This window comes from Burkholderia sp. RF7-non_BP4 (genome assembly GCF_001521935.1).
Classification (GTDB): domain Bacteria; phylum Pseudomonadota; class Gammaproteobacteria; order Burkholderiales; family Burkholderiaceae; genus Burkholderia; species Burkholderia diffusa.
The window spans coordinates 1-24,552 of record NZ_LOTA01000098.1 but is presented as its reverse complement, the minus strand read 5'-3'; the positions used below and the strand labels follow the sequence as shown (position 1 = coordinate 24,552).

Annotated in this window: 19 protein-coding genes; 9 read left to right on the top strand and 10 right to left on the bottom strand. The window is 69.4% G+C overall.

Annotation, left to right across the window (positions count from 1 at the left end; translation table 11 throughout):
• The first annotated feature begins 107 nt into the window (after window positions 1–107).
• Together WS49_RS32425 and WS49_RS32420 are read left to right on the top strand one after the other, a co-directional pair.
• Window positions 108–1,892, top strand: a complete 1,785-nt coding sequence (locus WS49_RS32425; RefSeq protein ID WP_059537575.1) for a nitrite/sulfite reductase — start codon at window positions 108–110, stop codon at window positions 1,890–1,892.
• Window positions 1,889–2,335, top strand: a complete 447-nt coding sequence (locus WS49_RS32420; protein WP_059537572.1) for a DUF934 domain-containing protein — start codon at window positions 1,889–1,891, stop codon at window positions 2,333–2,335. Before WS49_RS32425 ends, WS49_RS32420 begins: the two co-directional genes overlap by 4 nt.
• 70 nt (window positions 2,336–2,405) lie before the next feature.
• Here WS49_RS32420 and WS49_RS32415 read toward each other — a convergent pair whose 3' ends face one another.
• From WS49_RS32415 to WS49_RS35485, 8 genes are all read right to left on the bottom strand, one after another.
• Window positions 2,406–3,671, bottom strand: coding sequence for a virulence factor family protein (locus WS49_RS32415; protein WP_059537567.1), 1,266 nt, complete (start codon window positions 3,669–3,671; stop codon window positions 2,406–2,408).
• On the bottom strand, window positions 3,668–6,262 hold the full coding sequence (gene mprF, locus WS49_RS32410) for a bifunctional lysylphosphatidylglycerol flippase/synthetase MprF (RefSeq protein ID WP_059537564.1): 2,595 nt from the start codon (window positions 6,260–6,262) through the stop codon (window positions 3,668–3,670). Before mprF ends, WS49_RS32415 begins: the two co-directional genes overlap by 4 nt.
• A gap of 393 nt (window positions 6,263–6,655) precedes the next feature.
• Window positions 6,656–7,090: a hypothetical protein gene (locus WS49_RS32405; RefSeq protein ID WP_059537561.1), complete on the bottom strand. Its 435-nt coding sequence runs from the start codon at window positions 7,088–7,090 to the stop codon at window positions 6,656–6,658.
• 214 nt (window positions 7,091–7,304) lie between these two features.
• Window positions 7,305–11,495 carry a bifunctional nitrate reductase/sulfite reductase flavoprotein subunit alpha gene (locus WS49_RS32400; RefSeq protein WP_059537558.1) on the bottom strand — a complete coding sequence of 1,397 codons (4,191 nt, stop codon included), beginning with the start codon at window positions 11,493–11,495 and terminating at the stop codon, window positions 7,305–7,307.
• Between the two features lie 17 nt (window positions 11,496–11,512).
• Window positions 11,513–11,860, bottom strand: a complete 348-nt coding sequence (gene nirD, locus WS49_RS32395; RefSeq protein WP_059537554.1) for a nitrite reductase small subunit NirD — start codon at window positions 11,858–11,860, stop codon at window positions 11,513–11,515.
• Window positions 11,861–11,898: 38 nt separating this feature from the next.
• Window positions 11,899–14,472 (bottom strand): nitrite reductase large subunit NirB, encoded by a 2,574-nt coding sequence (nirB, locus tag WS49_RS32390; protein ID WP_059537550.1) that lies wholly within the window; start codon window positions 14,470–14,472, stop codon window positions 11,899–11,901.
• Between the two features lie 21 nt (window positions 14,473–14,493).
• The gene (locus tag WS49_RS32385; RefSeq protein ID WP_059537546.1) at window positions 14,494–15,819 is read right to left on the bottom strand and encodes an MFS transporter; all 1,326 of its coding nucleotides are present in this window, start codon (window positions 15,817–15,819) and stop codon (window positions 14,494–14,496) included.
• 1 nt (window position 15,820) lies between these two features.
• On the bottom strand, window positions 15,821–16,435 hold the full coding sequence (locus WS49_RS35485; protein WP_156441492.1) for a hypothetical protein: 615 nt from the start codon (window positions 16,433–16,435) through the stop codon (window positions 15,821–15,823).
• A gap of 50 nt (window positions 16,436–16,485) precedes the next feature.
• Between WS49_RS35485 and cobA the strand changes: the two genes are divergently transcribed.
• The 7 genes from cobA to WS49_RS32350 all read left to right on the top strand — a co-directional run bounded on the left by cobA (window position 16,486) and on the right by WS49_RS32350 (window position 22,508).
• Window positions 16,486–17,247 carry a uroporphyrinogen-III C-methyltransferase gene (gene cobA / locus WS49_RS32380; protein ID WP_059537788.1) on the top strand — a complete coding sequence of 254 codons (762 nt, stop codon included), beginning with the start codon at window positions 16,486–16,488 and terminating at the stop codon, window positions 17,245–17,247.
• A 156-nt stretch (window positions 17,248–17,403) separates the two neighbouring features.
• On the top strand, window positions 17,404–18,000 hold the full coding sequence (locus WS49_RS32375; protein ID WP_059537542.1) for an ANTAR domain-containing response regulator: 597 nt from the start codon (window positions 17,404–17,406) through the stop codon (window positions 17,998–18,000).
• Window positions 18,001–18,005: 5 nt separating this feature from the next.
• Window positions 18,006–19,049 carry a CmpA/NrtA family ABC transporter substrate-binding protein gene (locus WS49_RS32370; RefSeq protein WP_059537785.1) on the top strand — a complete coding sequence of 348 codons (1,044 nt, stop codon included), beginning with the start codon at window positions 18,006–18,008 and terminating at the stop codon, window positions 19,047–19,049.
• 145 nt (window positions 19,050–19,194) lie between these two features.
• Window positions 19,195–19,794: a uracil-DNA glycosylase family protein gene (locus WS49_RS32365; protein ID WP_059537539.1), complete on the top strand. Its 600-nt coding sequence runs from the start codon at window positions 19,195–19,197 to the stop codon at window positions 19,792–19,794.
• Between the two features lie 32 nt (window positions 19,795–19,826).
• Window positions 19,827–20,612 carry a YkgJ family cysteine cluster protein gene (locus WS49_RS32360; RefSeq protein WP_059537536.1) on the top strand — a complete coding sequence of 262 codons (786 nt, stop codon included), beginning with the start codon at window positions 19,827–19,829 and terminating at the stop codon, window positions 20,610–20,612.
• A gap of 126 nt (window positions 20,613–20,738) precedes the next feature.
• Window positions 20,739–21,680, top strand: a complete 942-nt coding sequence (locus WS49_RS32355) for a helix-turn-helix transcriptional regulator (protein WP_059537533.1) — start codon at window positions 20,739–20,741, stop codon at window positions 21,678–21,680.
• 129 nt (window positions 21,681–21,809) lie between these two features.
• On the top strand, window positions 21,810–22,508 hold the full coding sequence (locus tag WS49_RS32350; protein WP_059537530.1) for a fumarylacetoacetate hydrolase family protein: 699 nt from the start codon (window positions 21,810–21,812) through the stop codon (window positions 22,506–22,508).
• Window positions 22,509–22,631: 123 nt separating this feature from the next.
• On the opposite strand, the gene WS49_RS32345 is transcribed toward WS49_RS32350, so the two are convergent.
• Both WS49_RS32345 and WS49_RS32340 read right to left on the bottom strand, forming a co-directional pair.
• Window positions 22,632–23,843: an MFS transporter gene (locus tag WS49_RS32345; protein WP_082725625.1), complete on the bottom strand. Its 1,212-nt coding sequence runs from the start codon at window positions 23,841–23,843 to the stop codon at window positions 22,632–22,634.
• A gap of 140 nt (window positions 23,844–23,983) precedes the next feature.
• Window positions 23,984–24,400: a hypothetical protein gene (locus WS49_RS32340; RefSeq protein ID WP_124817551.1), complete on the bottom strand. Its 417-nt coding sequence runs from the start codon at window positions 24,398–24,400 to the stop codon at window positions 23,984–23,986.
• Window positions 24,401–24,552: the final 152 nt, after the last annotated feature.

Genomic DNA, 24,552 nt, shown 5'->3' with positions numbered 1-24,552 from the left:
CGCCGCCCCGCCTTCCCTACGCTGTCTCCGGTTGCCCGACACCCGTCGCAACGTCCCCTTCCGAGCGGCGCGCGCCCTGCACCGCCGCTCCTCTCGCGTATCACGTCATGTACCGATATACCGATTTCGACCGGGCGCTCGTGCACAGCCGCGCCGCCCAGTTCCGCGACCAGCTCGAACGCTGGCAGCACGGCACGCTGAGCGAGGACGCGTTCCGGCCGTTGCGCCTGCAGAACGGCTGGTACGTGCAGCGCCACGCGCCGATGCTGCGCGTGGCCGTGCCGTACGGCGAACTGTCGAGCGCGCAGCTTCGCGTGCTCGCCCGGATCGCACACGACTACGACGTGTCCGACGACGCCACCTATCGCGCCGCCCGCGACGCGCAGGCGCTGCTCGGCACGCTGCGCCTGCCGATCCGCAACGCGCACTTCACGACCCGCACCAACGTGCAGTTCAACTGGATTCCGCTCGCGAAGGCGGCCGACGTGATGGACCTGCTCGCGACCGTCGACATGCACGGGATCCAGACGAGCGGTAATTGCATCCGCAACATTTCGTGCGACGAGCGCGCGGGCGTCGCGCCGGACGAGATCGCCGATCCGCGTCCGTTCGCCGAAGTGATGCGCCAGTGGACGACACTGCATCCGGAATTCGCGTTCCTGCCGCGCAAGTTCAAGATCGCGATCACCGGCGCGGCCGAGGACCGTGCGGCAACCGACTGGCACGACGTCGGGCTGAAGCTCGTGCGCAACGACGCGGGCGAGCTCGGCTTTCGCGTGAGCGCCGGCGGCGGCATGGGCCGCACGCCGCTGATCGCGACGCTGCTGCGCGCATTCCTGCCGTGGCGGCACGTGATGAACTACATCGAGGCGATCGTCCGCGTCTACAACCGCTACGGACGGCGCGACAACAAGTACAAGGCACGCATCAAGATCCTCGTGAAGAGCGAGGGCCAGCGCTACATCGACGACGTCGAGGAAGAGTTTCGCCAGATCGTCGAGCATGACGGCGGCCCGCACACGATCCCGCAGGCCGAATTCGACCGCATCGCGGCATCGTTCGTGCCGCCGCGCATCGCGCCGCGTGCGCTCGACGTGCAGGATGCCGAAGCGCGCATGGCCGCGCACGCCGGTCGCCATCCGGCCTTCGCGCGGTGGCTGGCGCGCAACGTCGCCGCGCACCGCGACCCGGCGCTGAGGATCGTCACGCTGTCGTTCAAGCGCCGCCTGCAGGCGCCCGGCGATGCGTCGCCCGAGCAGCTCGACGCGCTCGCCGAACTCGCCGATCGCTTCTCGGCCGGCGAAGCGCGCGTCACGCATACGCAGAACGTGGTGCTGCCGTGGGTGCACGTCGACGACCTGTTCCTGCTGTGGGAACACGCGCGCGCGATCGGTCTCGCCAGCGCGAACGTCGGACTCCTGACCGACATGATCGCGTGCCCAGGCGGCGATTTCTGCGCGCTCGCGAACGCGCGCTCGATTCCGATCGCCGACGCGATCGCCGAACGGTTCCAGGATCTCGACATGCTGCACGACGTCGGCGACATCGACCTGCACATCAGCGGCTGCATCAACTCGTGCGGCCACCATCACAGCGGGCACATCGGCATCCTCGGCGTCGACAAGGACGGCGCCGAGTGGTACCAGGTGACGCTCGGCGGCTCGGACGGTTCGAGCGCGAGCGGCCCCGCGCGGCCGGGCAAGGTGATCGGCCCTTCGTTCTCGGCGGACGAGATCGTCGATGTGGTGGACGCGCTCGTCAACGTCTATCTCGACGCGCGGCTCGACGCCGACGGCCGCGGCGAACGATTCATCGACACGGTGCGCCGCATCGGCGTCGAGCCCTTCAAGGCCGCGGCGAACGACGCACGTCACCAGGCGGAGCACGCATGAACGCGACCGGCCCAAACACCCACGCACGCATCCGGCTGCTGACACCGGCCGAACACGCCGACGACACGCACTCGCCCGACACGGCGACGCTCACGCCCCTGACGATCGGCAACGACGAGGAACTGGCGCCGCTCGCCGAGCGGATCGCGCAGGCCGCGCGCATCGACCTGCACTTCCCGTCCTTCACCGACGGCCGCGCATACAGCCAGGCGTATCTGCTGCGCAAGCGCTTCGGCTTCGCCGGCGACCTGCGCGCGACGGGCGACGTGCTGATCGACCAGTTGCTGCTGATGGAACGCACCGGGTTTTCGAGCGCGGTGCTCGGCGCCGATGCCGATCTCGCGGCCGCACGCCGGCAGCTCGACCGGTTTCCCGGCTTCTATCAGCGCGACGCGAGAACGGTAGCGCCGCGGCAGGACGCGGCGACGCAGACGGCGCAATGAAAACGGGCGGCCCGCAGGCCGCCCGTCCGATGAACGACAACCGCGCCCGCCGCGAAGCGGGCGCCGGCATTCAGCGCGCCGCCACCGGCTTGCCGAACGCGCCGAGGATCTTCTTTTCGAGCGCGATGTAGTCGTGGCCGAAGTGGTGGTCGCCGCCCGTCTTGATCACGTCGGCGCCGGTATTCGCGAGCGCCGGACACATCGTGTCCTTCTCTTCCGCGCCGTAGAAGCACTGCACGAGCTGCGGCGGCACCTTCGCGATTTCCGGCGCGACCTTCATCGCCTTGTCGCTCGCCGGCATGCCGAGCCAGCCCGTCACGCGGATCTGGAAGTCCGCCGCCGGCGCGAAGCCGAGCAGCGACATCACCGCGACCTTGTCGCGCAGGTCGGCCGGCAGCCGGTTGTATGCGAACGGCATCACGTCCGCGCCGAACGAGTAGCCGACCAGCGCCACGCGGTTCGCATGCCAGCGCGCCATGTACGTGCGCATCACGCGCGCCAGGTCGCGGCTCACCTGCGCGGGCGGCTTCTCGCTCCAGAAATAGCGCAGGCTGTCGATGCCGACGACCGACACGCCGTCGCGTTGCAGCGCCTCGGCGATCGTCTTGTCGAGATCGCGCCAGCCGCCGTCGCCCGAGATCACGATCGCGAGGCGGTCGCTGCCGCCCTTGGCCGGCAGCTCGACGAGCGGCAGGTCCGACACGTCGAGCTCGTCGCTGCTGCTGGTGTCGTGCAGGTGCGACGTGACGAGCGACACGAGCTTCGCAGTGTCGCCGGCCGCGGCCGTTTCGACGAAGCCCGGCATCGCGCGGCGCACGATCGTCGGATCGGGCGGGCACGGCTTGAAGCGCGCATCGAGCTTCGCCGCCGGCGCGACCGACACGACGCCGGCGATGGTGTTTTCCGGCGCCATCGACAGGATCTGCTTCGCGATCGCGCCGCCCTGGCCCACGCCCGCGACGATCGGCGTGTAATAGCGCGCCGATTGCGCGAGGCGTTCGAGCTGGTGGCTGACCGCCTCGGCGTCGCCGTCGAGGTGGTGACAGGTTTCCTGCTTCGCGGCGAGGTTCGCCGCATAGCGTTCCGAATCCACACCGACGGTCATCGCGCCCGCTTTCGCGAGTGCGTCGGCCGCCTGCTGGTCGGCGGCGCCCCAGCCCCGCCCACGCGAGAACAGCACGACGAAGCCGCGCAGCGGGCCGCCCGGCTTCGTCACGGTCACGGGACCGTAGCGGCCGCCCGATACGGTTTCCGGTTGCGCCGCGAGCGCGGCGCCGGCCAACATCATTCCCGCACAGGCGAGCGCCGCCTGCGCGATACCCTTCTTCAACATCATGAACGCCGACCTCCAGCCAGCAGGGACAGATCCGCGAGCGTGACGAACACGCCGACCGAGCCCGAGGCCGCGAGATAGCGCGGCTCCCAGTGCGGCTCGAACTTGCTCTTGAATGCACGCAAGCCACGGAAGTTGTAGAAGCGGCCGCCGAAGCGCCAGACCATCAGCCCGAACCTGTGCCACGGCGACGGCATCTTCGCCGCCCCCATCCCCGAGAACGGCGCGATGCCCAGGCTCAGCTTGCGGAACCCCGCTTCCTTCAGATGCAGCGCGAGCTGCGTAAACAGATACTCCATCGCATACGGCGACGCGTCCGGCAGATGACGCATCACGCCGACCGTCGCCTCGGTGTTGAGGTCGGTCGTCATGAACGTGACGAAGGCGATCGGCTTGTCGGCCTGGCGCACGAGCATCACCGATTGCGTCGCGAGATAGCCGTCGTGGAATGCGGCCACCGAGAAACTCTTCTCGCGCGCGTCGCGGCTGTCGAGCCAGCCGTCGGAGATGTCGCGCAGCGACGGCAGCGCGGCCGGCACGTCGCACGGCGCGATCACCTCGACCGTCAGCGCGTCCTTGTCGCCGCGGCGCAGCGCATAGCGCAGGTGCGACCGGTTCGAACCCTTCAGGTCGAACCGGTCGAGCGCGATGTGGGCTTCCTCGCCGAGCTTCATCAGCGTGAGCCCGGCGTCGAGATACAGCGGCAGCGCGTTCGCGCGCACCTGGTAGAACGCCGCGCGGCCGCTGTGCGCGTGCGCCAGCGCGATGAACTTGCTGATCAGCGCCGGCCATTCCTCGCGCGGCCCGACCGGGTCGTGCAGCGCGGCCCACGTGCGGCCGTTTTTCGCGTACATCAGGAACGCGCGGCGCGATTCGGAAAACAGGAACGACTTGTCGCCCATCAGCGCGAGGCCCGCATCGCTGCATTCCTGCGCGCGGATGATCTGCTCCGCGTCGACCAGGTCCTGCTCGGCGGGCTTCACGAAACGTCCGGGTGCCGGCCGCAGCAGCTGCCACAGCGCGAACATCGCGACGAACACGCCGGCCGCGAGCGTCGCGCGCAGCGCGCGCGGCGCGCGGGCGTCGAACGAGAAATGCGACCACAGATCGCGCGTGTAAGGCACGTCGCGGAACGCGAAGCACAGCACCCACACCGCGAGGATCAGCACCATCGTCACCGACACGAACCAGCTCACCGTGAAGCGCTCGGCGAGCAGCGACGAATGCCGGTTGAAGCGGCGGCGGCTGACGAGCAGCAGCACCAGCAGCGTGCCGAGCACGCCGGCCTCGACGAACGCGAGGCCCTTCGCCAGCGACAGCGCGAGGCTCGCGAGCGTCAGCGCGAAGGTCATCCACCATGCGCCGTCGAGCCGGCGCAGCAGCCCGCGCGCGACGAACAGCAACGCGACGCCCAGCACGCTGCAGATCACCTGCGAGCCTTCGAGCACCCACAGCGGGACGATGTTGCGCAGGATCGCGATCCGGTACCAGAACGCAGGCGTCGCGCTCGAAATCACCAGCATGCTGCCGACCGCGAAGGTCACCAGGCTCAGGAACAGCGGCGCCAGCTGCGACACGCGCGCGGCCTGCCGCGACACGAGCCGGCGGCGCAGCGCGCGGCCCTCGAAACCGGCCAGCAGGCCGGCCGACAACACGAGCGGCACGCCGAAGTAGATCGCGCGATAGGCGATCAGCGCGGCGACCATCGCATGCGCGGGCACTTCGCGGCCCAGCGTGAAGACCATCGCCGCTTCGAACACGCCGATCCCGCCCGGCGTATGGCCGATCATCCCGAGCAGCAGCGCGGCCGCGTATACGGTGATGAAGGTCGGAAGACCGACCGGCGCGGCCGGCAGCAGCACCCACAGCGTCAGGCCGGCGGCCACGACGTCGAGCACCGCATAGACGACCTGCGCGACGAGGTCGCGCCGCGCCGGCACGTCGAACGAGAGCCACTTGAAGCGCGTGACGACCGGGCGCGCGGTGTTGCCGCACATCATCGTCATCACGGCCAGCACGACGAGCAGCGCGGCGCCGCTCCACGTGAGGACGCCGGGCGCGACATGCAGCATCGCGGCGAGCGTCTGCGGCACGCAGACCATGCCGACCGCCGTCATCAGCACCAGCGCGAGCGCGAGCGTGCCGCTCGTGAATACCGTCATGCGGCCGATCTGCGCGGGCGTGACGCCCGACACGCCGTACACGCGCGCGCGCACGGCGCCGCCCGTCAGCGCGCCGAAGCCGGTCGCGTTGCCGAGCGCGGACCCGGCGATCGCGCCGATCCACAACGCGACGCGCGGCACCTTCGCGGCGACATAGCGCAGGCCGACCGCGTCGCGGGCGACGAGCGCGAGATAGCTGAGGGCCGTCGCGGCCAGCGACGCGCCCCACTCTTCGGCGGACATGTGACGCAACTCGCGGATCACCGACCGGTAGTCGACGGATTCCGACAGGTGCTGGAAAACCACGATCAGCAGCAGCCCGATGCCGAGCGCGAGCAGCGGCGACAGCACGCGTTCGTTGCGGATCAGCGCCCGGACACGGGCGATCACCGCCGCGGCGCGGCCGGGCGGACCAGGGTGGCGGGAAGACATAGGTTGTTCAGTGGTGGTGCATAGCGAGTCGCGGCGCGGGTTGGCCCGGCGGCGACATATCGGGTTGTTCTGCGTGGGCGGTCGGCCGAAGACGGAGGCAGGCGGCGCCTGGATCAGAACTTACGAGTATACGGAATTTATATTACAGAATCTTTCAAGTTCGGATTGTGCGGTTTTGTGGCACGCGAGGCGCATCAATACCGCATCAAAATCGTGGGTTCGACACACGCAAGGTGCGCATGATACCGGGAACCGACCGGGTTTTCTCATCAGATGAATGACTTGTGATGCATTTGGGAGAAATTCTCCGGCCCGGCCGGGCGAGCGAGGGCAAAACCGCGACCGGGCGCGGGTTTCAGCGAATAGGGACGGATCGTCGCGCCGCGCCCTTCGTCACTTCGCCCGCTCGTGCGCCGCAAGCCCGATCGCCTTGTAGTCGTAGGTCGGATAGAACTCCGTCCGGTACGCGCCCCAGGCCGTGTCTTCGAGCACGCGATTGACCTCCCGCACCCGCGACGCCGGCAACCGCAGCACGACGATCTGCCCGATTCCCATCGCCACCGTCCAGCTCACCACCTCGACGCCCGGCGGCGGAAACGCCTTGTAGAACCCCTGTTTCGCGAGCTGCGCGTTCAGCTCGGCGAGCGGGCGCGACTGGTCGTGCTTCAGGAAGACCGTCAAGAGCACCGCGTTGTCGGGCGTCGCGGCGGCCGTGCCGGCCGGTACCGTCGACGTCTGCCCGACGGCCGGCGCGCCGCAGAATGCGGCCGCGGCCAGCGATGCGACGATCGCAAGGGTTCGAAGCGGGTGATTCCGGCGTGCCGTCATGACGCGACTCCGTGGCTGTATGGATGACGCCGTCATCATGCGCCGTCCCGCGCATCGCTGCAGCGTGCGCGCTCGTCGGTGCCGGCCCGTTCGCGCAGCACGCCCGGAGGAAATGATCGCGAAGATGCCATGCCGGCAACCCGGGCCGCCGGCGGTTTCGGCTTGCCGGCCGCCGTGTCGGGCCGGCAAGCCCGCACGGCCGCATCGCCTGCGCTCAATACACGTCCCGCATGTAGCGCCGCGCCTTCGAAAGCCGCGCGACGTAGTCGTTCGCGGCGTCGTCCGACATCTCGCCGTGCTCGGCGACGACCGCCTTCAGCGCGGTATCGACGTCCTTGGCCATGCGTGCGGCGTCGCCGCACACGTAGAAGTGCGCGCCCTCCTCCAGCCACTTGTAAAGCTCGGCGCCCTGCTCGCGCATGCGGTCCTGCACGTAGATCTTGTCGGCCTGGTCGCGCGAGAACGCGAGATCGAGCCGCGTGAGGAAACCGCTGTCGCGCATCGCGCTCAGTTCGTCGCCGTAGTAGAAGTCGGTCTGCGCGTGCTGCTCACCGAAGAACAGCCAGTTGCGCCCGCGCGCGCCGCGCGCCTGCCGCTCGTGCAGGAAGCCGCGGAACGGGGCGACGCCGGTGCCGGGCCCCACCATCACGACGGGCACGTCGCCGTTCACCGGCGGCCGGAAATGCGCGGACTTCTGCACGAACACCGGCACGCGGCCGTCGTCCGCGCGATCGGCGAGGAACGTCGACGCGACGCCTTTGCGCGCGCGCCGGCCGTTGTGATAGCGCACGGCCGATACCGTCAGGTGAATCTCGCCCTGGTGCGCGCTCGGGCTCGACGCGATCGAATACAGGCGCGGCTGGAGTCGCTTCAGCATCCCGACCAGCTCCGTACCCGACAGATCGACCGGGAACTCGTGCAGCACGTCCGCGAGTTGTTGCCCCCACAACCATTGCTTCAGGTCGGCCTTGCGATCGTCGCCGAGCAGCGCCTTCAGCGAGCCGTTCGCGCTGCGCGACGCGATGAACGCGAGCGTGTCGGGATGCGGGCGCGTGATGTCGAAGTGGCGCGCGAGCGCATCGCCGAGCCGCACGTCGCCGATGCCCGCGACCGACACGGGCGCATCGGCCTTCAGCGCGGTGACGGACAGCAGCTCGTCGACCAGCTCCGGGCAGTTGGTCGGCCACACGCCGAGCGCGTCGCCGGTTTCGTATTCGAGGTTCGCGCCTTCGGTCGACAGCGACACGTAGCGCGTGTCCTTCGCGGCGCCCGGCCGGTTGAGCCGCAGGTTCGCGACGAGCTTCGACGGCGCCGGATGCGCCTTGGTCGGCAGCAGCCCCGACGCGCTTACCCCGGCGGACGGCACCGCGTGCAGCGCGGCATCCGCTTCCTTGATCCGGGCAACCACGCGTTCGAGCCACTGGTCCGCATCGCGCTGGAACTCGACGTCGCAATCGACGCGCGCGCACAGGCGCGCCGCGCCGAGTTCCGCGAGCCGCGCGTCGAGCCGGCGGCCGTGTCCGCAGAACTGGTCGTAGTTGCGATCGCCGAACGCGAGCACCGCGAAGTGCACGCCGTCGAGACGCGCGGCGCCACCGTCCTGCAGCGCATCCCAGAACTCGCTGCCGTTGTCGGGCGCGTCGCCGTCGCCGAACGTGCTCGTCATCAGCAGCACGTATTGCGCGCCGGCCAGCGACGCGACCGGATAGTCGGACATGCACGCGGTACGGATCTCGAAGCCGGCGTTCATCAGCTGCGTCGCGTAGTCCTCGGTCAGCGACTCGATGTTGCCCGTCTGCGACGCCCACAGCAGCACAACCTTCGGCCGCGTGCGCACGATCCGCACACCGCCGGGCGCGGCGGCCTCGGACGGCAGCGCGGGCGCGGCACCGTCCGATGCGTGCGCAGGCACCGAGCGGCTGAACAGCCCCGCGAGCATCCCCTCGACCCAGAACCGCACCGGCGGCGCAAGCGGCGCGCCGGCCGGCAGCACCGGCACGCCGCCTTCGCACCGCCCGGCGCTCGCCTTCAGCCCGCTGACGAGGCCGGCCACGTACAGGCGCTCCGTATCGGAGAGCGGCGGCGGCGCGAGATCGGCCACGCCGAGCGCGGCCGCGAAAGTGTCGAGGTCTGCCATGTCGGATTCCTGTGAAGCCGTGATCTGCGCCGACGCGGGCGCGGGCCGCGCGTCGGTAGCCGAGGCATCGGGTCGCGCCGTGTCGTCGTCGGCAGCGGACGCGAACGCGTCCGTGTCGACGCGCGTCAGCGCGACCGCGCAATATTTCAGTTCGGGCTGCTGAGATTCCGGATCGATCGCGTCGTTCGTCACCGCATTGATGCACAGGTCGTCGCCGTACACGTCGTTCCAGTGCATCGGCGCGAAACAGTTGCCGCGCCGCACGCGCTCGGTCACGACGGCCGGCAGCACCGCGCGGCCGCGCGCCGAGCGAATCTCGATGCTGTCCTTCGTCGCAATGCCGAGCGCGCTCGCATCGTCCGGATGCAGCTCGACGAACGGGCGCGGATTGAGCTTGTTCAGCATCGCGACCTTGCCCGTCTTCGTCATCGTGTGCCATTGATGCTGCAGCCGGCCGGTGTTCAGCACGATCGGGAACGTGTCGTCGGGCAGTTCGGCCGGCGCAACGTGCGGCCGCGCGAGGAAGCGCGCCTTGCCCGACGCCGTCGGAAACGCAATACGCGGCGCGTCATGCCCGTCGGTCGCCGGGCGCGGCGTCTGGCTCACGCCGTCGTTCAGGTAGCGGATGGGGTGCCGCTCGCGCGCGGTGCCCGGCGCGACCGGCCATTGCACGGGGCCGTCGCGCAGCGCCGCGTGGCTCGCGCCGCGCAGGTCGTAGCCGGTCGCCGGATTCGAAAACCGCACGATCTCGTCGAACACGTCGGCCGCCGACGCATAGTCGAACGCATCGCCGAAGCCCATCGCGCGCGCCACTTCCGCGACGATGCGCCAGTCCGGCAGCGCGTCGCCGGGCGGCGCGACCGCGGCACGCATCAGCGTCATGTTGCGCTCGGAATTGACCATCACGCCGTCGCCCTCGGCCCACAGCGCGCCAGGCAGCAGGATGTCCGCGAAGCGGTTGGTCTCGGTGTCGAGGAACGCGTCTTGCGCGATCACGAGTTCCGCGGCCTGCAGCCCCGCGATCACGTTCTGCCGGTTCGGCACGGTCGCGACCGGATTCGTGCAGACGATCCAGCACGCCTTGATGTCGCCGGCCGCCATCCGTTCGAACAGGTCGACCGTGCCGTGGCCGGCGTCCTTGCGCAACGTGCCGGCCGGCACGCGCCACAGGTTTTCGACGAAGCGCCGGTCGTCGTCGGACAGCACCGAGCGCTGGCCCGGCAGGCCGGGGCCCATGTAGCCCATCTCGCGCCCGCCCATCGCGTTCGGCTGGCCGGTCAGCGAGAACGGCCCGCTGCCCGGGCGGCAGATCGCGCCGGTCGCGAGATGCAGGTTGCAGATCGCGTTGGTGTTCCATACGCCGTGCGTGCTCTGGTTGAGCCCCATCGTCCAGCAGCTCATCCATTCCTGCGCGTCGCCGATCCATTGCGCGGCCGTGCGAATGTCGGCTTCCGCGAGACCGGTGATTGCCGCGACGCGCTCGGGCGTGTAGTCGGCGAGAAACGCGGGCATCGCGTCCCAACCTTCGGTGTACGTATCGATGAACGCGGCATCGGTGCGGCCGTTCGCGTGCAGCAGATGCAGCAACCCGTTGGTCAGCGCCAGATCGGTGCCGGGCCGGATCTGCAGGAACAGGTCGGCCTTGTCGGCGGTGCCGGTGCGGCGCGGATCGACGACGATCAGCTTCGCGCCGGCCTTCACGCGATCCATCATGCGCAGGAACAGGATCGGGTGGCAGTCGGCCATGTTCGCGCCGATCACGAAGAACAGGTTCGCGCGATCGAAATCCTGGTACGACCCGGGCGGGCCGTCCGCACCGAGCGACTGCTTGTAGCCCGTGCTCGCGCTCGCCATGCACAGGCGCGAATTCGACTCGATGTTGTGGGTGCCGACGAAGCCCTTCGCGAGCTTGTTCACGAGGTATTGCGCCTCGATCGACATCTGCCCCGACACGTAGAACGACAACGCATCGGGCCCGTGCGCGTCGAGCACCGCGCGCAGCCGCCGCGCGGTCTCGACGATCGCGTCGCGCGCCGGCAGCGGCACGAGGTCGTCCTCGCGCGCGCGCCGCACGAACGCGCGGTCGAGCCGCCCGGAACGGCGCAACGCGACGTGCGCCGACGAGCCCTTCGTGCACAGCCGCCCGAAGTTGGTCGGATGATCGGAGTCGCCGGACACCTTGACGACTTCGTCATCCTCGACGTGCAGCACCATTCCGCAGCCGACGCCGCAGTATGGGCACACGCTCTTGACGGGGGTGGCGGTCATGCGTGCTCCGTTGGCGCTCAGGCGGCGATCCACACGAAACCGTCCTCGACCCGCGACGGATACGCGTGCACCGATTTCTCGGGGGATTCGAGGCATTCGCCGGTCCGCAGGTCGAAATGCTGCTTGTACAGCGGCGACGCGACCACCACGCGCTCGCCGAGGCTGCCGATCAGCCCGCGCGACATCACCGCTGCCTGCGACACCGGATCGACGTTGTCGATCGCGAACACGCCGCCTTCCTCGGCATGCGCGACATGAAACACCGCGACCTGCTCGCCGTTGACGAGCGCGCACACGCCGGTGTTCGGCACGATGTCGTCGAGCGGGCACACGCGGGTCCAGGACAGGGGAAGACGATCGTTCATGATGGGCTCCTTGAAAAAGACGCTGCTGTCGGTCAGCGTCAGACGGTTGCGGGTTCGGCGACGACGGGAATCGCAACGGGCCTGCCGCCCGCGCGCTCGTCGGGCGTGGCGGGACGGATCTGGCCGCGCGTTTCGACGAACGCGATGGTCGCGTCCGGCGCGTCGCTGTTCACGAAATGGCGGAAGCGCTTGCGCGTTTCCGGATCGGTGACGGCCTTCTTCCACTCGCATTCGTAGGTGTCGACCACGTGCTGCATGTCGGCCTCGAGTTCGGCCGCGATCCCGAGCTTGTCGTGCACGACGACATCGGTCAGGTAGTCGAGCCCGCCTTCGAGGTTGTCGCGCCACACGCTGGTGCGCTGCAGCCGGTCGGCGGTGCGCACGTAGAACATCAGGAAGCGGTCGATGTAGCGGATCAGCGTGGCGCGGTCGAGATCGGACGCGAGCAGTTCCGCATGGCGCGGCTTCATCCCGCCGTTGCCGCACACGTAAAGGTTCCAGCCCTTCTCGGTCGCGATGATGCCGATGTCCTTGCCCTGCGCTTCCGCGCACTCGCGCGTGCAGCCCGACACGCCGAACTTGATCTTGTGCGGCGCGCGCAAGCCCTTGTAGCGGTTCTCGATGTCGATCGCGAGGCCGACCGAATCGTCGACGCCGTAGCGGCACCACGTCGAACCGACGCACGACTTCACGGTGCGCACCGACTTGCCGTACGCATGCCCCGATTCGAAGCCGGCCGCGATCAGCTCTTCCCAGATCGACGGCAGCTGTTCGACGCGCGCGCCGAACAGGTCGACGCGCTGGCCGCCCGTGATCTTCGTGTAGAGCCCATATTTCTTCGCGACCTGGCCGACCGCGATCAGCCCTTCCGGCGTCACCTCGCCGCCCGGCATGCGCGGCACGACCGAGTACGTGCCGTCGCGCTGGATGTTCGCGAGGTAGTAGTCGTTCGAATCCTGCAGCCCCGCATGCTCCTTCTTCAGCACGAACTCGTTGAAGCACGATGCGAGGATGCCCGCCACCGCCGGCTTGCACACGTCGCAGCCGAGCCCGTGGCCGTGCTTGGCGAGCAATTCGTCGAACGTCGTGATGCGCTCGACGCGGATCAGGTGGAACAATTCCTGGCGCGAATGCGGGAAGTGCTCGCACAGATGGTTGTTGACCGCGAGACCCTGCTTCTTCATCTCGGCCTTCATGATCTGCGTGACGAGCGGCACGCAGCCGCCGCACGACGTGCCCGCGCCCGTGCACGACTTCAGTGCGCCGAGGCTCGTCGCGCCATCCGCCACCGCCGCGCAGATCTGCGACTTCGACACGTTGTTGCACGAGCAGATCTGCGCGCCGTCCGGCAGCGCGTCGACGCCGATCGCCGGCTTCGCCGCGCCGTCCGACGACGGCAGGATCAGGAATTCCGGCGACTCGGGCAGCTCGATGCGATTCAGCATCATCTGCAGCAGCGTGCCGTATTCGGCCGCGTCGCCGACCATCACCGCGCCGTGCAGGAACTTGCCGCAGTCCGACACCACCAGCTTCTTGTAGATCTGGCGGCGTTCGTCCGCGTACTGGTAGGTGCGGCTGCCGGCCGTCGCGCCGTGCGCATCGCCGATGCTCGCGACGTCGACGCCCATCAGCTTCAGCTTGGTGCTCATGTCGGCACCGGCGAACGCGGCGTTGGCCGCTTCTTCCCGGTCGCCGCCGAGCTGCTTCGCGACCACGCGCGCCATGTCGTAGCCCGGTGCGACGAGGCCGTACACCATCCCGTTCCAGGCCGCGCATTCGCCGATCGCGTAGATGTCGGCGTCGCTCGTGCGGCACGCGTCGTCGATCGCGACGCCGCCACGCGGGCCGATTTCCAGGCCGCACGCATGCGCCAGTTCGTCGCGGGCGCGGATGCCGGCCGAGAACACGATCATGTCGGCGTCGAGATGCGAGCCGTCGGCGAACGCCATCCGGTGCGTGCCTTCGTCGCCGTCGACGATCTCGAGCGTGTTCTTGCCCGTATGCACGGTCACGCCGAGCGCTTCGATCTTCGCGCGCAGCATCCGCCCGCCGCCGTCGTCGACCTGCACCGCCATCAGCCGCGGCGCGAATTCGACGACGTGCGTGTCGAGCCCCATGTCGCGCAACGCCTTCGCGCATTCGAGGCCGAGCAGCCCGCCGCCGATCACCACGCCACGCTTCGCGTGCGTGCCGCACGCCTGCATCGCTTCGAGATCCTCGATCGTTCGGTACACGAAGCAACCGGCGCGATCGCGGCCCGGCATCGGCGGCACGAACGGACGCGAGCCCGTCGCGAGTACCAGCTTGTCGTACGCGAGCGTTTCGCCGGACGCGAGCGTGACCGTGTGCGCGGCGCGGTCGATCGATGCGACCCGGGCGTTCAGGCGCAGGTCGAACTGCGGATGACGCTCGAAGAAGCCGGGTTCGACGAGCGACAGATCGTCCGCCGACTTGCCCGCGAAGAATTCCGACAGGTGCACGCGGTCGTACGCCGGGCGCGGTTCCTCGCCGAGCACCGTGACCTGCAGCGTGCCCGCCGCGCCGGCTTGCGCGGCGACGCATTCGAGGAGCTTGTGGCCGACCATCCCGTGGCCGATGACGATGAGTTTCATGATGACGTGTCCTTCGGTCGATCAGTTCGCGACGCTGGCGGCGGCCAGCGCGCGATCGCGCAGCTCGGCCTCGCGTGCCTTGTGTTCTTCGCTGAAGCGCACGGCCATCGCGCACAATGCGGTCGCGGTGACGGCGAGCCCGAGCAGGCTCAGCGTGTGCTGCACGTCGCCGACGCCCTTCAGCAGGAACGCCGCGGCCACCGCGCCGACGTTGCCGCCCGCGCCGACGATCCCCGCGACGCCGCCGAGCGCCTTGCGGTCGATGAACGGCACGAGCGCATAGGTCGCGCCGCAGGCCATGTGCGTGAAGAGGCCGAAGGTCAGCATCGCGACGAGCGCCATGCCGATGCCTTGCGCATGCGAGAACCAGATCAGTCCGAGCCCTTCGCCGACGATCAGCGCGCACAGCAGCGCCGCGCGCACGTCGAGGCTGCGCCGCGCGGCGATCTTGTCCGACAGCCAGCCGCCGAGCGCGCGGGCGAACAGCGCGAGCAGCCCGAACATCCCGACCGCGAAGCCGGCGTCCTTCAGCGACAGCTTGAAGTGATCGACGTAGTACAGCGCCGCGATGTTGTGGATGAACACCTCGACGCCGAAGCACGCGCCGTACGTGACGAACAGCATCCACACGCGATAGTTGCCGCATGCGGCGAAGAAGCTCGCCCAACCGCCCTTCTTGCCGCTGTCGACCGTCACGCCCTGCTTGCGCAGCGCGACGAAATCGCCTTGCGGGCAGTCCTGCGTGAAGCGCCAGTACGCCCAGGCCATCGCGAGCATCGCGACGCCCGGCACGACGAGCGCGATGCGCCACGACGCGTCGTCGCCGAAGCCGAGCATCAGGCCGGCGGCGACGAGCAGCGGCATCATCGCCTGCGTCGCGCCCGCGCCCGCGTTGCCCCAGCCGGCCGTCGTCGCGTTCGCGGTGCCGACCACGTTCGGCGCGAACATCACCGACGTGTGGTACTGCGTGATCACGAAGCCCGCGCCGATCGCGCCGATGCCGAGCCGGCAGATCAGGAACGTCAGGTAGTCGTGCGAGAACGACACCGCGAACACGGGAATCGCGCCGAGCACGAGCAGCCCGACATACACGCGGCGCGGGCCGAAGCGGTCGCACAACGGGCCGACCAGCAGCCGCACGGCGATCGTCGCGGCCACCGCGGCGATGTTGATGTTCGCGACCTGTGCCGCGGTAAGGTGAAATTCGCGCGCAATCAGCGGCATCAGCGGCGCACACGCGAACCACGCGAAGAAGCATACGAAGAACGCCATCCACGTCATGTGGAAGGCGCGCATCGGCGCGGTGCGGAAGCTGAAGAGATCGATACGGGTAGCTTTGTCGGTCATGTCATCCGCCAAACGAAAAACGGCGTCCTGCACACCCGGTCTCGTCGAGACCCGATGTGTAGGACGCCGTTGCCCATGAAGCCCGTTTCCGGGCGCGTCGGTAATCGGTACTGCGGACGAATCGCCGTTGATCCGCCCGGACGAGCTCACGCAAACGCCATGCCATGTCGACCCGAATCGCACGGGCGGCCCCGTCGCACAAGGCGCGCGGGGCGCCGGACGCGTGGCTGCGGGGCGCGGCGCGCGATGCGTCGCGATGCAGCCAGGCACAGATGTGGTGCGCTGCAGCACTGTCGCCGTGCGACATCGCGGTGCGCGATGACGGGGCGCGATGCACGTCGATGCGGCATCGCGTGCGCCGCGTCCCCGCGGCCGCATGCGTGCCGGCCTCCGTCGCGCGGGGCGTCGCGCCGCGCATGTCGCCGCGCTCGCTCAGGTTGGCCCGGATATTGCTGAATTTCGTCCACACACCGGCAACGGCGCCGGTGGGCAGTCCCCGCAAGTCGGCCCGCCATCGCAGGCGGGCGCAGCAGATCAGGACAACGACGTCCTCCCGTGCGCGGCACGGCCGGATGCCATGGTCGCTTCGACCGCCCGCCGCCGCCGCAAGCAACAACGTGTTATCGACAGCCGCTCGCTCGCACGCGCGCGGCAATGGAATACGACATGACGACTGGAAAAGTCACGCTGCTGGGCGCCGGCCCCGGCGATCCCGATCTCCTCACGCTGAAGGCCGTGAAAGCGCTGGCGGCCGCCGACGTGCTGCTGCTCGACGATCTCGTCGCGCCCGGCATCGTCGAACTCGCGCCGCACGCGCGCGTGATCCGCGTCGGCAAGCGCGGCGGCTGCCGCTCCACGCCGCAGGCATTCATCGAGAAACTGATGCGCCGCCATGCGCTGCGCGGCGCGCACGTCGTGCGCGTCAAGGGCGGCGACGCGCTGCTGTTCGGCCGCGCCGGCGAGGAACTCGCGACGCTGCGCGCCGCGGGGATTCCGGTGGACATCGTCAACGGCATCTCGTCGGGCTTCGCGGCCGCCGCGAGCCTCGGCGTCTCGCTCACGCACCGCGAGCACTGCCAGGGCGTCACGTTCGTCACCGCACACCGCCAGGACCACGGCGAACCCGACTGGGCGACGCTCGCGGCGACCGGCACCACGCTCGCGATCTACATGGGCATGAGCCGCGTCGACAGCATCGCGGCGGGCCTGCTCGCCGCCTTGCCCGCGTCGACGCCGGCCGCCGCCGTGCAATGGGCCGGCACGTCGCACGAGCGCCGCTGGACCGGCACGCTCGGCGGCCTCGCGCGCGGCGTCGCGGCAGCCGGGCTCGGCAGCCCGGCCGTGATGCTCGTCGGCGCGGCGATCGGCGAAGCCGCCGTGCACGGCACCGATGCCGTCGGCGAAGCGATGCTGTTCCGGGCGGCATAGCATGCGCGGTCCGCATCGGCATTCCGGTCACCGCAGCGGCGTTCGCGCCGGCTGTCGGGGATGCGGTCGTGAGGCCCTGAATCCGTCGACATCCGTCAGCACCCCGCAACCGCCGTTCAACCGTTGCATCGACGCTCGTTCGTCCCCGTTCGCGTCATGAGTTCGTCCGTCCCGCCCGCACGCCTGCGCGTGCTGCTCGTCACCGACACCGACAAGCCGATCGGCGAACTCGGCGACGCGCTCGCGCGCCTCGGCTACGAGATGCTCAACGACGTCGCGACGCCCGCGCGCCTGCCCGCCGCCGTCGAGGAGCAGCGCCCCGACGTCGTGATCATCGATACCGATTCGCCGTCGCGCGACACGCTCGAGCAACTCGCCGTGATGCACGCAACCGCGCCGCGCCCCGTGCTGATGTTCAGCCACGATGCCGACCAGGCGCTGATTCACGCGGCGGTCGGCGCCGGCGTCAGCGCGTATCTCGTCGAAGGCTTGTCGGCCGAGCGCCTCGCGCCGATCCTCGAAGTCGCGCTCGCGCGCTTCTCGCACGACGATGCATTGCGCCGCCGGCTCGCCGACGTCGAGCGCGAGCTCGCCGAACGCAAGCTGATCGATCGCGCGAAGCGCCTGCTGATGGATCAGCGCAGGCTGTCCGAGCACGATGCGTATGCGTTGCTGCGCAAGCGCGCGATGGATCAGGGCCAGCGCATCGTCGACGTCGCGCGCCAACTGCTCGATGCGACCCACCCGTCATGAATGCCATGAAACCTTCGCCTCCCGCCGCGCCGGAACGCGCGCATCTTCGTCTCGGGTTCGTCGCGCTCAGCGACGCCGCCCCGCTGATCGTCGCGCAGCACCTGAATCTCGGCGCGCGCCACGGCCTGACGCTGGAGCTGTGCCGCCAGCCCTCCTGGGCCGCCGTGCGCGACAAGCTGCTGACCGGCGAACTCGACGCCGCGCACGCGCTGTACGGGCTCGTGTGCGGGCTGCAGGTCGGCATCGGCGGCCCGCAGGCCGACATGGCCGCGCTGATGGTGCTGAACCGCAACGGCCAGGCGATCACGTTCGCCCGCGGCCTCGCCGACGCGTACCGCGCAAGCGGCGACGTCCGCGCGGCGCTCGCGACGCTCGGCCGCAAGCCGCTGCTCGCGCAGACCTTCCCGACCGGCACGCATGCGATGTGGCTGAACCACTGGCTCGCGTCGCACGGCGTCGATCCGCTGCGCGACGTGCGCAGCGTCGTGATCCCGCCGCCCGAGATGGTCGCGGCGCTCGCGAGCGGCGAGCTCGACGGCTTCTGCGCGGGCGAGCCATGGCACGCCGTGGCCGAAGCCTGCGGCGCGGGCCGGACCGTCGCCGTCACCAGCGAGATCTGGCCCGATCATCCGGAGAAAGTGCTCGCGGCCCGGCGCGATTTCGTCGCGCTGTATCCGGCCACCGCGCGTGCGCTGATCCGCACGCTCGTCGATGCGTGCGCGTGGCTCGACACCCCCGCGCACCGTCGCGACGCGGCCGACTGGCTCGCGTCGCCCGACGCGCTCGGCGTGCCGGCCCGGCTGATCGCGCCGCGCCTGCTCGGCGACTACGGCGCGGGGCCGTTCGCGCAGCCGCCGCTGCCGATCCGCTTCCACGACGGCGGCGCCGTGAACCGGCCGGATCCGCAGGAAGGCCGCTGGTTCCTGCTGCAATACCGGCGCTGGGGCATGCTCGACGGCACGCACGACGACGCGGCGATCGCCGCGGCAATCGCGCAGACGGCGTTGTATGATGCTGCGGTCGCCGAGGGCGATGCGGCGGACAGGTGATCCCGACACGGGCTGCCGGAGCCGCCGCGCAGCGCGATGCCGTATCCCGCGGAACGCCTGACGCGATGCGCCGGTCCGCGCCGGCCCGCCGCGCGACATGGACGCATCTGCGTGCGTGCCGCCACTCCGTCCCCGTTCAGAATCGATGCCGAAACGAACGCGCACGCCGCTCGACGTGCTGCTCACCGAAATCCGCGCGTGCCGCGCCTGCGAAGCCGACCTGCCGCTCGGCCCGCGCCCCGTCGTGCGCGCCCATCGCGACGCCCGCATCCTGATCGTCGGGCAGGCGCCCGGCGCCCGCGTCCACGCGAGCGGCATCCCGTGGGACGATGCGAGCGGCAAGCGGCTGCGTGACTGGCTCGGCGTCGAGCCCGACACGTTCTACGACGAGACACGCTTCGCGATCGTGCCGATGGGCTTCTGCTACCCGGGCCGCGGTGCGAGCGGCGACAACCCGCCGCGCCCCGAATGCGCGCGACTGTGGCTCGACCGGCTGCTCGCCGGATTGCCGTCGATCCGGCTGACGCTGCTGATCGGCCAGTACGCGCAGCGGCATTTCCTGCGCGACACACGCAAGGCGACGCTGACCGACACCGTGCACGCGTGGCGCGACTATGGCCCCGGCGTGCTGCCGCTGCCGCATCCGTCGCCGCGCAATCAGGCGTGGTTCAAACATCATCCGTGGTTCGACGCCGAGATCGTGCCCGAACTGCGCCGGCGCATCGCGACGCTGATCGCCGGCTGACGCACGCCGGCCGTGCCCCGTTCCCTACCGAAATGAATCAGAACGACATCGACTTTTCATGCACCGGCTGCGGCCGTTGCTGCCACGACCTGCGCATTCCGCTGACCGTCGCCGAGGCCACTGCCTGGCTGCGGCGCGGCGGCCACGTGGAACTGTTGTGCGACGCCATGCCATGGCCCGTCGAACCGGCCGCCGACGACGCGTTCGCCGCGTACAAGCGCGCCCGTTCGTCGCCCGCGCTCAGCGGCACGCTGCCGGTGCGCGTCACCACGCTGCTCACCGCGTCCCATGCCGGGCCATGCCCGAACCTGCTCGACGATTTGCGCTGCGGCATCTACGAAGAACGGCCGCTGGTGTGCCGGATCTACCCGGCCGAGGTCAATCCGTTCGTGCCGCTGGTGCCGGACGGCAAGCAGTGCCCGTCCGACGCGTGGCAGCACGCGCCGCTCACCCGCGGCGGCACGATCGTCGACGCGCTCACGCGCGAGAACATCGTGCGCGCGCGGGAAGCAAGCGCGGCCGAGGCGCCGCTGCGCGCGCGCCTGTGCGCGGCGCTCGGCATCGACGCGGCAGCCGTCGCGAACGAAGGCTTCGCGATTCATGCGCCGCCCGCCGACCTGCTGCTGGCCGCGCTGAGCCTGCTCGACGATGCGCGCGCGACGGCCGCCGCCGAGGCCGCCCCGACGGCATGGACGCTGCTCACGAATCGCAGCGCGACGGCCGACACGCTCCGCTCGGTCGGCGCATCCAGCCGGCTTGCCGCATCCGACGAGGCCGGCACGCGCTGCCGCTACCTGGGCTTTCATCCGGCCGCCTGATTGACTCGTCGCCGGGCGGGTGCGCGCCGCCCCGCCGGCCGATGCGGATCGCGCCCGCGGATTCCGGCCGCGCCCGGTTCGCTGTACCATCGCGGCTCAACCGCGTCACGAACAGCAGAATCCTTCATGCCCTCCACCGCCCCGCCGCGCCTGTACGGGATGCCCGAACGCAGCGACCGGCTCGATTTCTACATCCGCGACCAGGCGTCGCGCCAGGCGATCACCGAGCCGCACCGGCACGCGTATTTCCAGATCCAGTTCAACCTCGGCGGCGACACCGAACAGCGTATCGGCGGCGTCACGCGGCCGTTTCCGCGCGGCGCGCTCGCGTTCGTGCTGCCGCACCGCGAGCACCTGATTCCGCATCCGGAAGGCGCGCACTTCATCGTGATCAACTTCAGCCAGGCGTTCCTGCGCGCCGATCTCGACGTCGATCCGCTCGATCTCGAGGACGTGCCCGCGCACCGCTTTCCCGAGCTGACGCCGTTCCGCTTCCAGGAACATCTCGACTTCATCCTGACCGGCGACGCGTTCGACGAGGCGCGCCGCCTCGCGCTGTGCATGCTCGATGCCGACCGCGTGCGCACCTTCGGCTCCACCACGTTGCTGCGCGGCTACCTGCTGCAACTGATCGGGCTCGTCTGCACGCAGTACGCGGGCGCGCTCGACAAGCTCGCGCAGCGCGGCGCCCAGCGCGCGGGCCGGCGCGACGCGCTCGCGCGCGTGCTGCGCCACGTGCGCGCGAACCTGACCCGCGAGGACCTGACGCTCGCGGCCACCGCCGAGGCCGCCTTCCTGTCGCCGAACTACCTCGCGCATCTGGTGCGCAAGGAAACCGGCAGCACCTTCACCGATCTCGTGACCGAGCGGCGGATCGCGCTCGCGCAATCGCTGCTCGCGCATACGAGCCGGCGCATCGCCGACATCGCGCGTTCCGTCGGTTTCCGTGACGAAGGGTATTTCGCGCGGCGCTTCCGCGCGCGGGTCGGCGTGTCGCCGAAGGCGTACCGCGACGCGAACGCCGCGCTGCCGGCCGCCGACGACGCGCCAGTGGCCGGCGACGCGTAGATTTGTCCGGTTAAAGCGCAGTTGCGTCGCATCCGGGCACGCATGCGTCGGGTATCGTTCCATGCATGCCGGCCCGTGGTGGATTGCGCGGGCGACGGCATCCGTCTTTCCATCGAACGAGGCCATCCGATGTCCGCATACGTCATCGACGCTTCCGAGCGTCCTTCCGTCGAAGTCGAACAGTCGTCCGCGCGCTTTCCGGTGCGCCGCGTGTTCTGTGTCGGCCGCAACTACGCCGACCACGCGCGCGAAATGGGCGCCGATCCCGACCGCGAACCGCCGTTCTTCTTCACGAAACCGGCCGACGCGATCGTCCCGGCCGCCGGCACCGTCCCGTATCCGCCGCTGACCGGCGACCTCCATCACGAAATCGAGCTGGTCGTCGCGATCGGCAAGGACGGCCGTTCGATCGATCCGGCCGAGGCGCTGTCGCATGTGTGGGGTTACGGCGTCGGTGTCGACCTCACGCGCCGCGACCTGCAGGCCGAGGCGAAAAAGCTGAGCCGCCCGTGGGACTGGGCGAAGGGCTTCGATGCGTCCGGCCCCGTGACCGCGCTGCGCGCGGCGACCGCGACCGGCCATCCGGCCAGCGGCCGGATCTGGCTCGCGGTCAACGGCGAAACCCGCCAGCAAGGCGATCTCGCCGACATGATCTGGGCCGTGCCGGACGTGATCGCGTACGTGTCGCGCTCGGTCGAGCTGAAGGCCGGCGACCTGATCTTCACCGGCACGCCGGCCGGCGTCGGCGCGCTGCAGCCGGGCGACCGCGTGACGGGTGGCGTCGACGGCGTCGCGACGTTCGAGTTCGTGATGGGGGCGAAGCCGTAACGCAGCGTGCGGGGGCATGTGACGTGGCGTTCGTCCGACGGACGTCGCGTCGTGTCGCTCCCTGTCGATCCGGGCGGCGATCGCATCGCGCCGGATCGGCATGCCCCGTGCGTGTCACATCGATTACGCACCCCGTTCGCGTGCGTCGAAAATTCGTATGCACACCGCGGCCGCCAGCGCGATCGCCGCGGACAGCAGCATCATGACCAGCGGCGCATGACCGGCGTTGCCGACGGTCAGCACAGCGCCCGTCAGCGACGATAGCGCCGCCCCGCCCGTGATCGTCATCGCCCCGGCCAACCCCGATGCGCTACCGGCCAGTTCCGGCCGCACCGACATCGCCCCCGCATGCGCGCCCGGATTCGACAACCCGTTGCCAATGCCGATCAGCACGCACGGCCCGAACCATGCGATCGCGTGCGTCGTCCCTCCGAGAAACAGCACGAGGCCGATCGCAGGCCCCGCGCATGCGACCACGCGGCCGCAGAGAATCGTCGTGGCCAGCGGATAGCGATGCGCGTAACGCGCAGCCAGAAAGCTCCCGCAAACGAAGCCGGCCGTGATCGTTCCCATGTAGAAGCCGATTTCCGTGGGCGGAATACGAAACACCGATTGCGCGGCGAGCGGCGCGCCGGCCAGGAACGCGTAGAAGGCACCGGTCGAAAACGCCATGCAAAGCGCATAGGCCCAGAAGCGGCGCGCGCGGAGCAGCGCGGGATATGCGCGAAGCTGCTGGGCGAGCGTCGCGGCGCGGGTCGCATGGGTTTCCGCTAGATCGAACATGCACCAGCCGAGCAGCGCGATGCCTGTCGCACCAAGCAACCAGAAGCTCGCGCGCCACCCGAGCGTCTGATCGAGCACGCCGCCGAGCGTCGGCCCGATCATCGGCGCGAACGCGGCCGCCATCGCCGCATAGCCGATCCGGCTCGCCGCGCGCGCCCCGCCGGCGGTGTCGCGCAGCGTCGCCATCGACACCGGATAGACCGACGTGATCGCCGCCTGCATCAGCCGACACGCGAGGAACGCGCGGATGTCGGACGCCATTGCGCAGCCCAGCGACCCGAGCGTGAAGATGCCGAGGCTCGTCAGGATGATCGGCCGCCGCCCGAAGCGGTCCGACAGCGGCCCCATCACGAACTCGAGCGACGCGGCGACTGCTGCGTAGCCGCCGAGCGACAGTGCGACGAGTGCGTAGTCGGCGCGCAGGTCAAGCGCGATCGCGGGCAGTGACGGCAGGAACAGGCTCAACGGCAGCACCGAGAACGCGCATAGCAGGATCAGCGTTGCGGGTCGCGGTGCGGCTCGTTCGGAAGCGATCGGCGGGTTTGGTTGCAAGTGGGTGGCCTCCGGGCGCGTGGCCGTGCGCAATGGAAAAGGAGCTTGTGGATTTCCGTGGATGTCGCTTGTCGACCCGAAGTGGCCCGTCAGATTTCTCCGAAACGGCCATTTCGAGCCGTTCAAGTCTTACGCATCCTTCACTGACTTTGCTCGATCATCACCTCGCACGAAGCGCGTAACGACGGAAACACTCTCATTACCCTACGCAGATGTTCAATGCGGCTTGAACGCTCGATAAATGGATAAGCATCCTGATGCAGGGCGACCCAAACTTTACCGAAATCCGAGCATTCACTTACCCACCGTGTCAGGGTGCACATGATGCGCTGACCATTGTCGTTAGTTCGCCACGCCCACAGATTTAACAGGTCAGCAACATCCTGCAGGCAATAATTCTCCGGCAGGTCGGCCCAAAGCAATTCCGCCAAATCGCTGTTCTCTCCATAGATACTAAGCAGCTGGCGAAGATTCTCTTCGTCACCTCCAAAGTCTACGGCCCGTAGTGCTGCAACCTCGTCTAAGGTTGCGCGAACAAGTGCAATCCGGTCTGCCATTTGGATCATGTATGTGGCAACGCTGCAAGCTTAAATTGTCGACGATTATGGAACTAGCAACGATTGACCGAAACTGGCCGAGGCTGTGTAAAAACGCGTTCGATCGCCTAGACTGAATCAACCCGTTCCGAAGAGAGGCGACGATGGGGCGA

Bases quoted from the DNA above. Each gene is read 5' to 3' on its own strand.
- WS49_RS32420 (WP_059537572.1), top strand. From the start codon at position 1,889: ATGAACGCGACCGGCCCAAACACCCACGCACGCATCCGGCTGCTGACA.
- nirB (WP_059537550.1), bottom strand. From the start codon at position 14,472: ATGAAACTCATCGTCATCGGCCACGGGATGGTCGGCCACAAGCTCCTC.
- WS49_RS32360 (WP_059537536.1), top strand. From the start codon at position 19,827: ATGAATCAGAACGACATCGACTTTTCATGCACCGGCTGCGGCCGTTGC.
- WS49_RS32405 (WP_059537561.1), bottom strand. From the start codon at position 7,090: ATGACGGCACGCCGGAATCACCCGCTTCGAACCCTTGCGATCGTCGCA.
- WS49_RS32385 (WP_059537546.1), bottom strand. From the start codon at position 15,819: ATGACCGACAAAGCTACCCGTATCGATCTCTTCAGCTTCCGCACCGCG.
- WS49_RS32425 (WP_059537575.1), top strand. From the start codon at position 108: ATGTACCGATATACCGATTTCGACCGGGCGCTCGTGCACAGCCGCGCC.
- WS49_RS32355 (WP_059537533.1), top strand. From the start codon at position 20,739: ATGCCCTCCACCGCCCCGCCGCGCCTGTACGGGATGCCCGAACGCAGC.
- WS49_RS32370 (WP_059537785.1), top strand. From the start codon at position 18,006: ATGAAACCTTCGCCTCCCGCCGCGCCGGAACGCGCGCATCTTCGTCTC.
- mprF (WP_059537564.1), bottom strand. From the start codon at position 6,262: ATGTCTTCCCGCCACCCTGGTCCGCCCGGCCGCGCCGCGGCGGTGATC.
- WS49_RS32350 (WP_059537530.1), top strand. From the start codon at position 21,810: ATGTCCGCATACGTCATCGACGCTTCCGAGCGTCCTTCCGTCGAAGTC.
- WS49_RS32400 (WP_059537558.1), bottom strand. From the start codon at position 11,495: ATGACCGCCACCCCCGTCAAGAGCGTGTGCCCATACTGCGGCGTCGGC.
- WS49_RS32340 (WP_124817551.1), bottom strand. From the start codon at position 24,400: ATGGCAGACCGGATTGCACTTGTTCGCGCAACCTTAGACGAGGTTGCA.
- WS49_RS32415 (WP_059537567.1), bottom strand. From the start codon at position 3,671: ATGATGTTGAAGAAGGGTATCGCGCAGGCGGCGCTCGCCTGTGCGGGA.
- cobA (WP_059537788.1), top strand. From the start codon at position 16,486: ATGACGACTGGAAAAGTCACGCTGCTGGGCGCCGGCCCCGGCGATCCC.
- WS49_RS32365 (WP_059537539.1), top strand. From the start codon at position 19,195: ATGCCGAAACGAACGCGCACGCCGCTCGACGTGCTGCTCACCGAAATC.
- WS49_RS32375 (WP_059537542.1), top strand. From the start codon at position 17,404: ATGAGTTCGTCCGTCCCGCCCGCACGCCTGCGCGTGCTGCTCGTCACC.
- nirD (WP_059537554.1), bottom strand. From the start codon at position 11,860: ATGAACGATCGTCTTCCCCTGTCCTGGACCCGCGTGTGCCCGCTCGAC.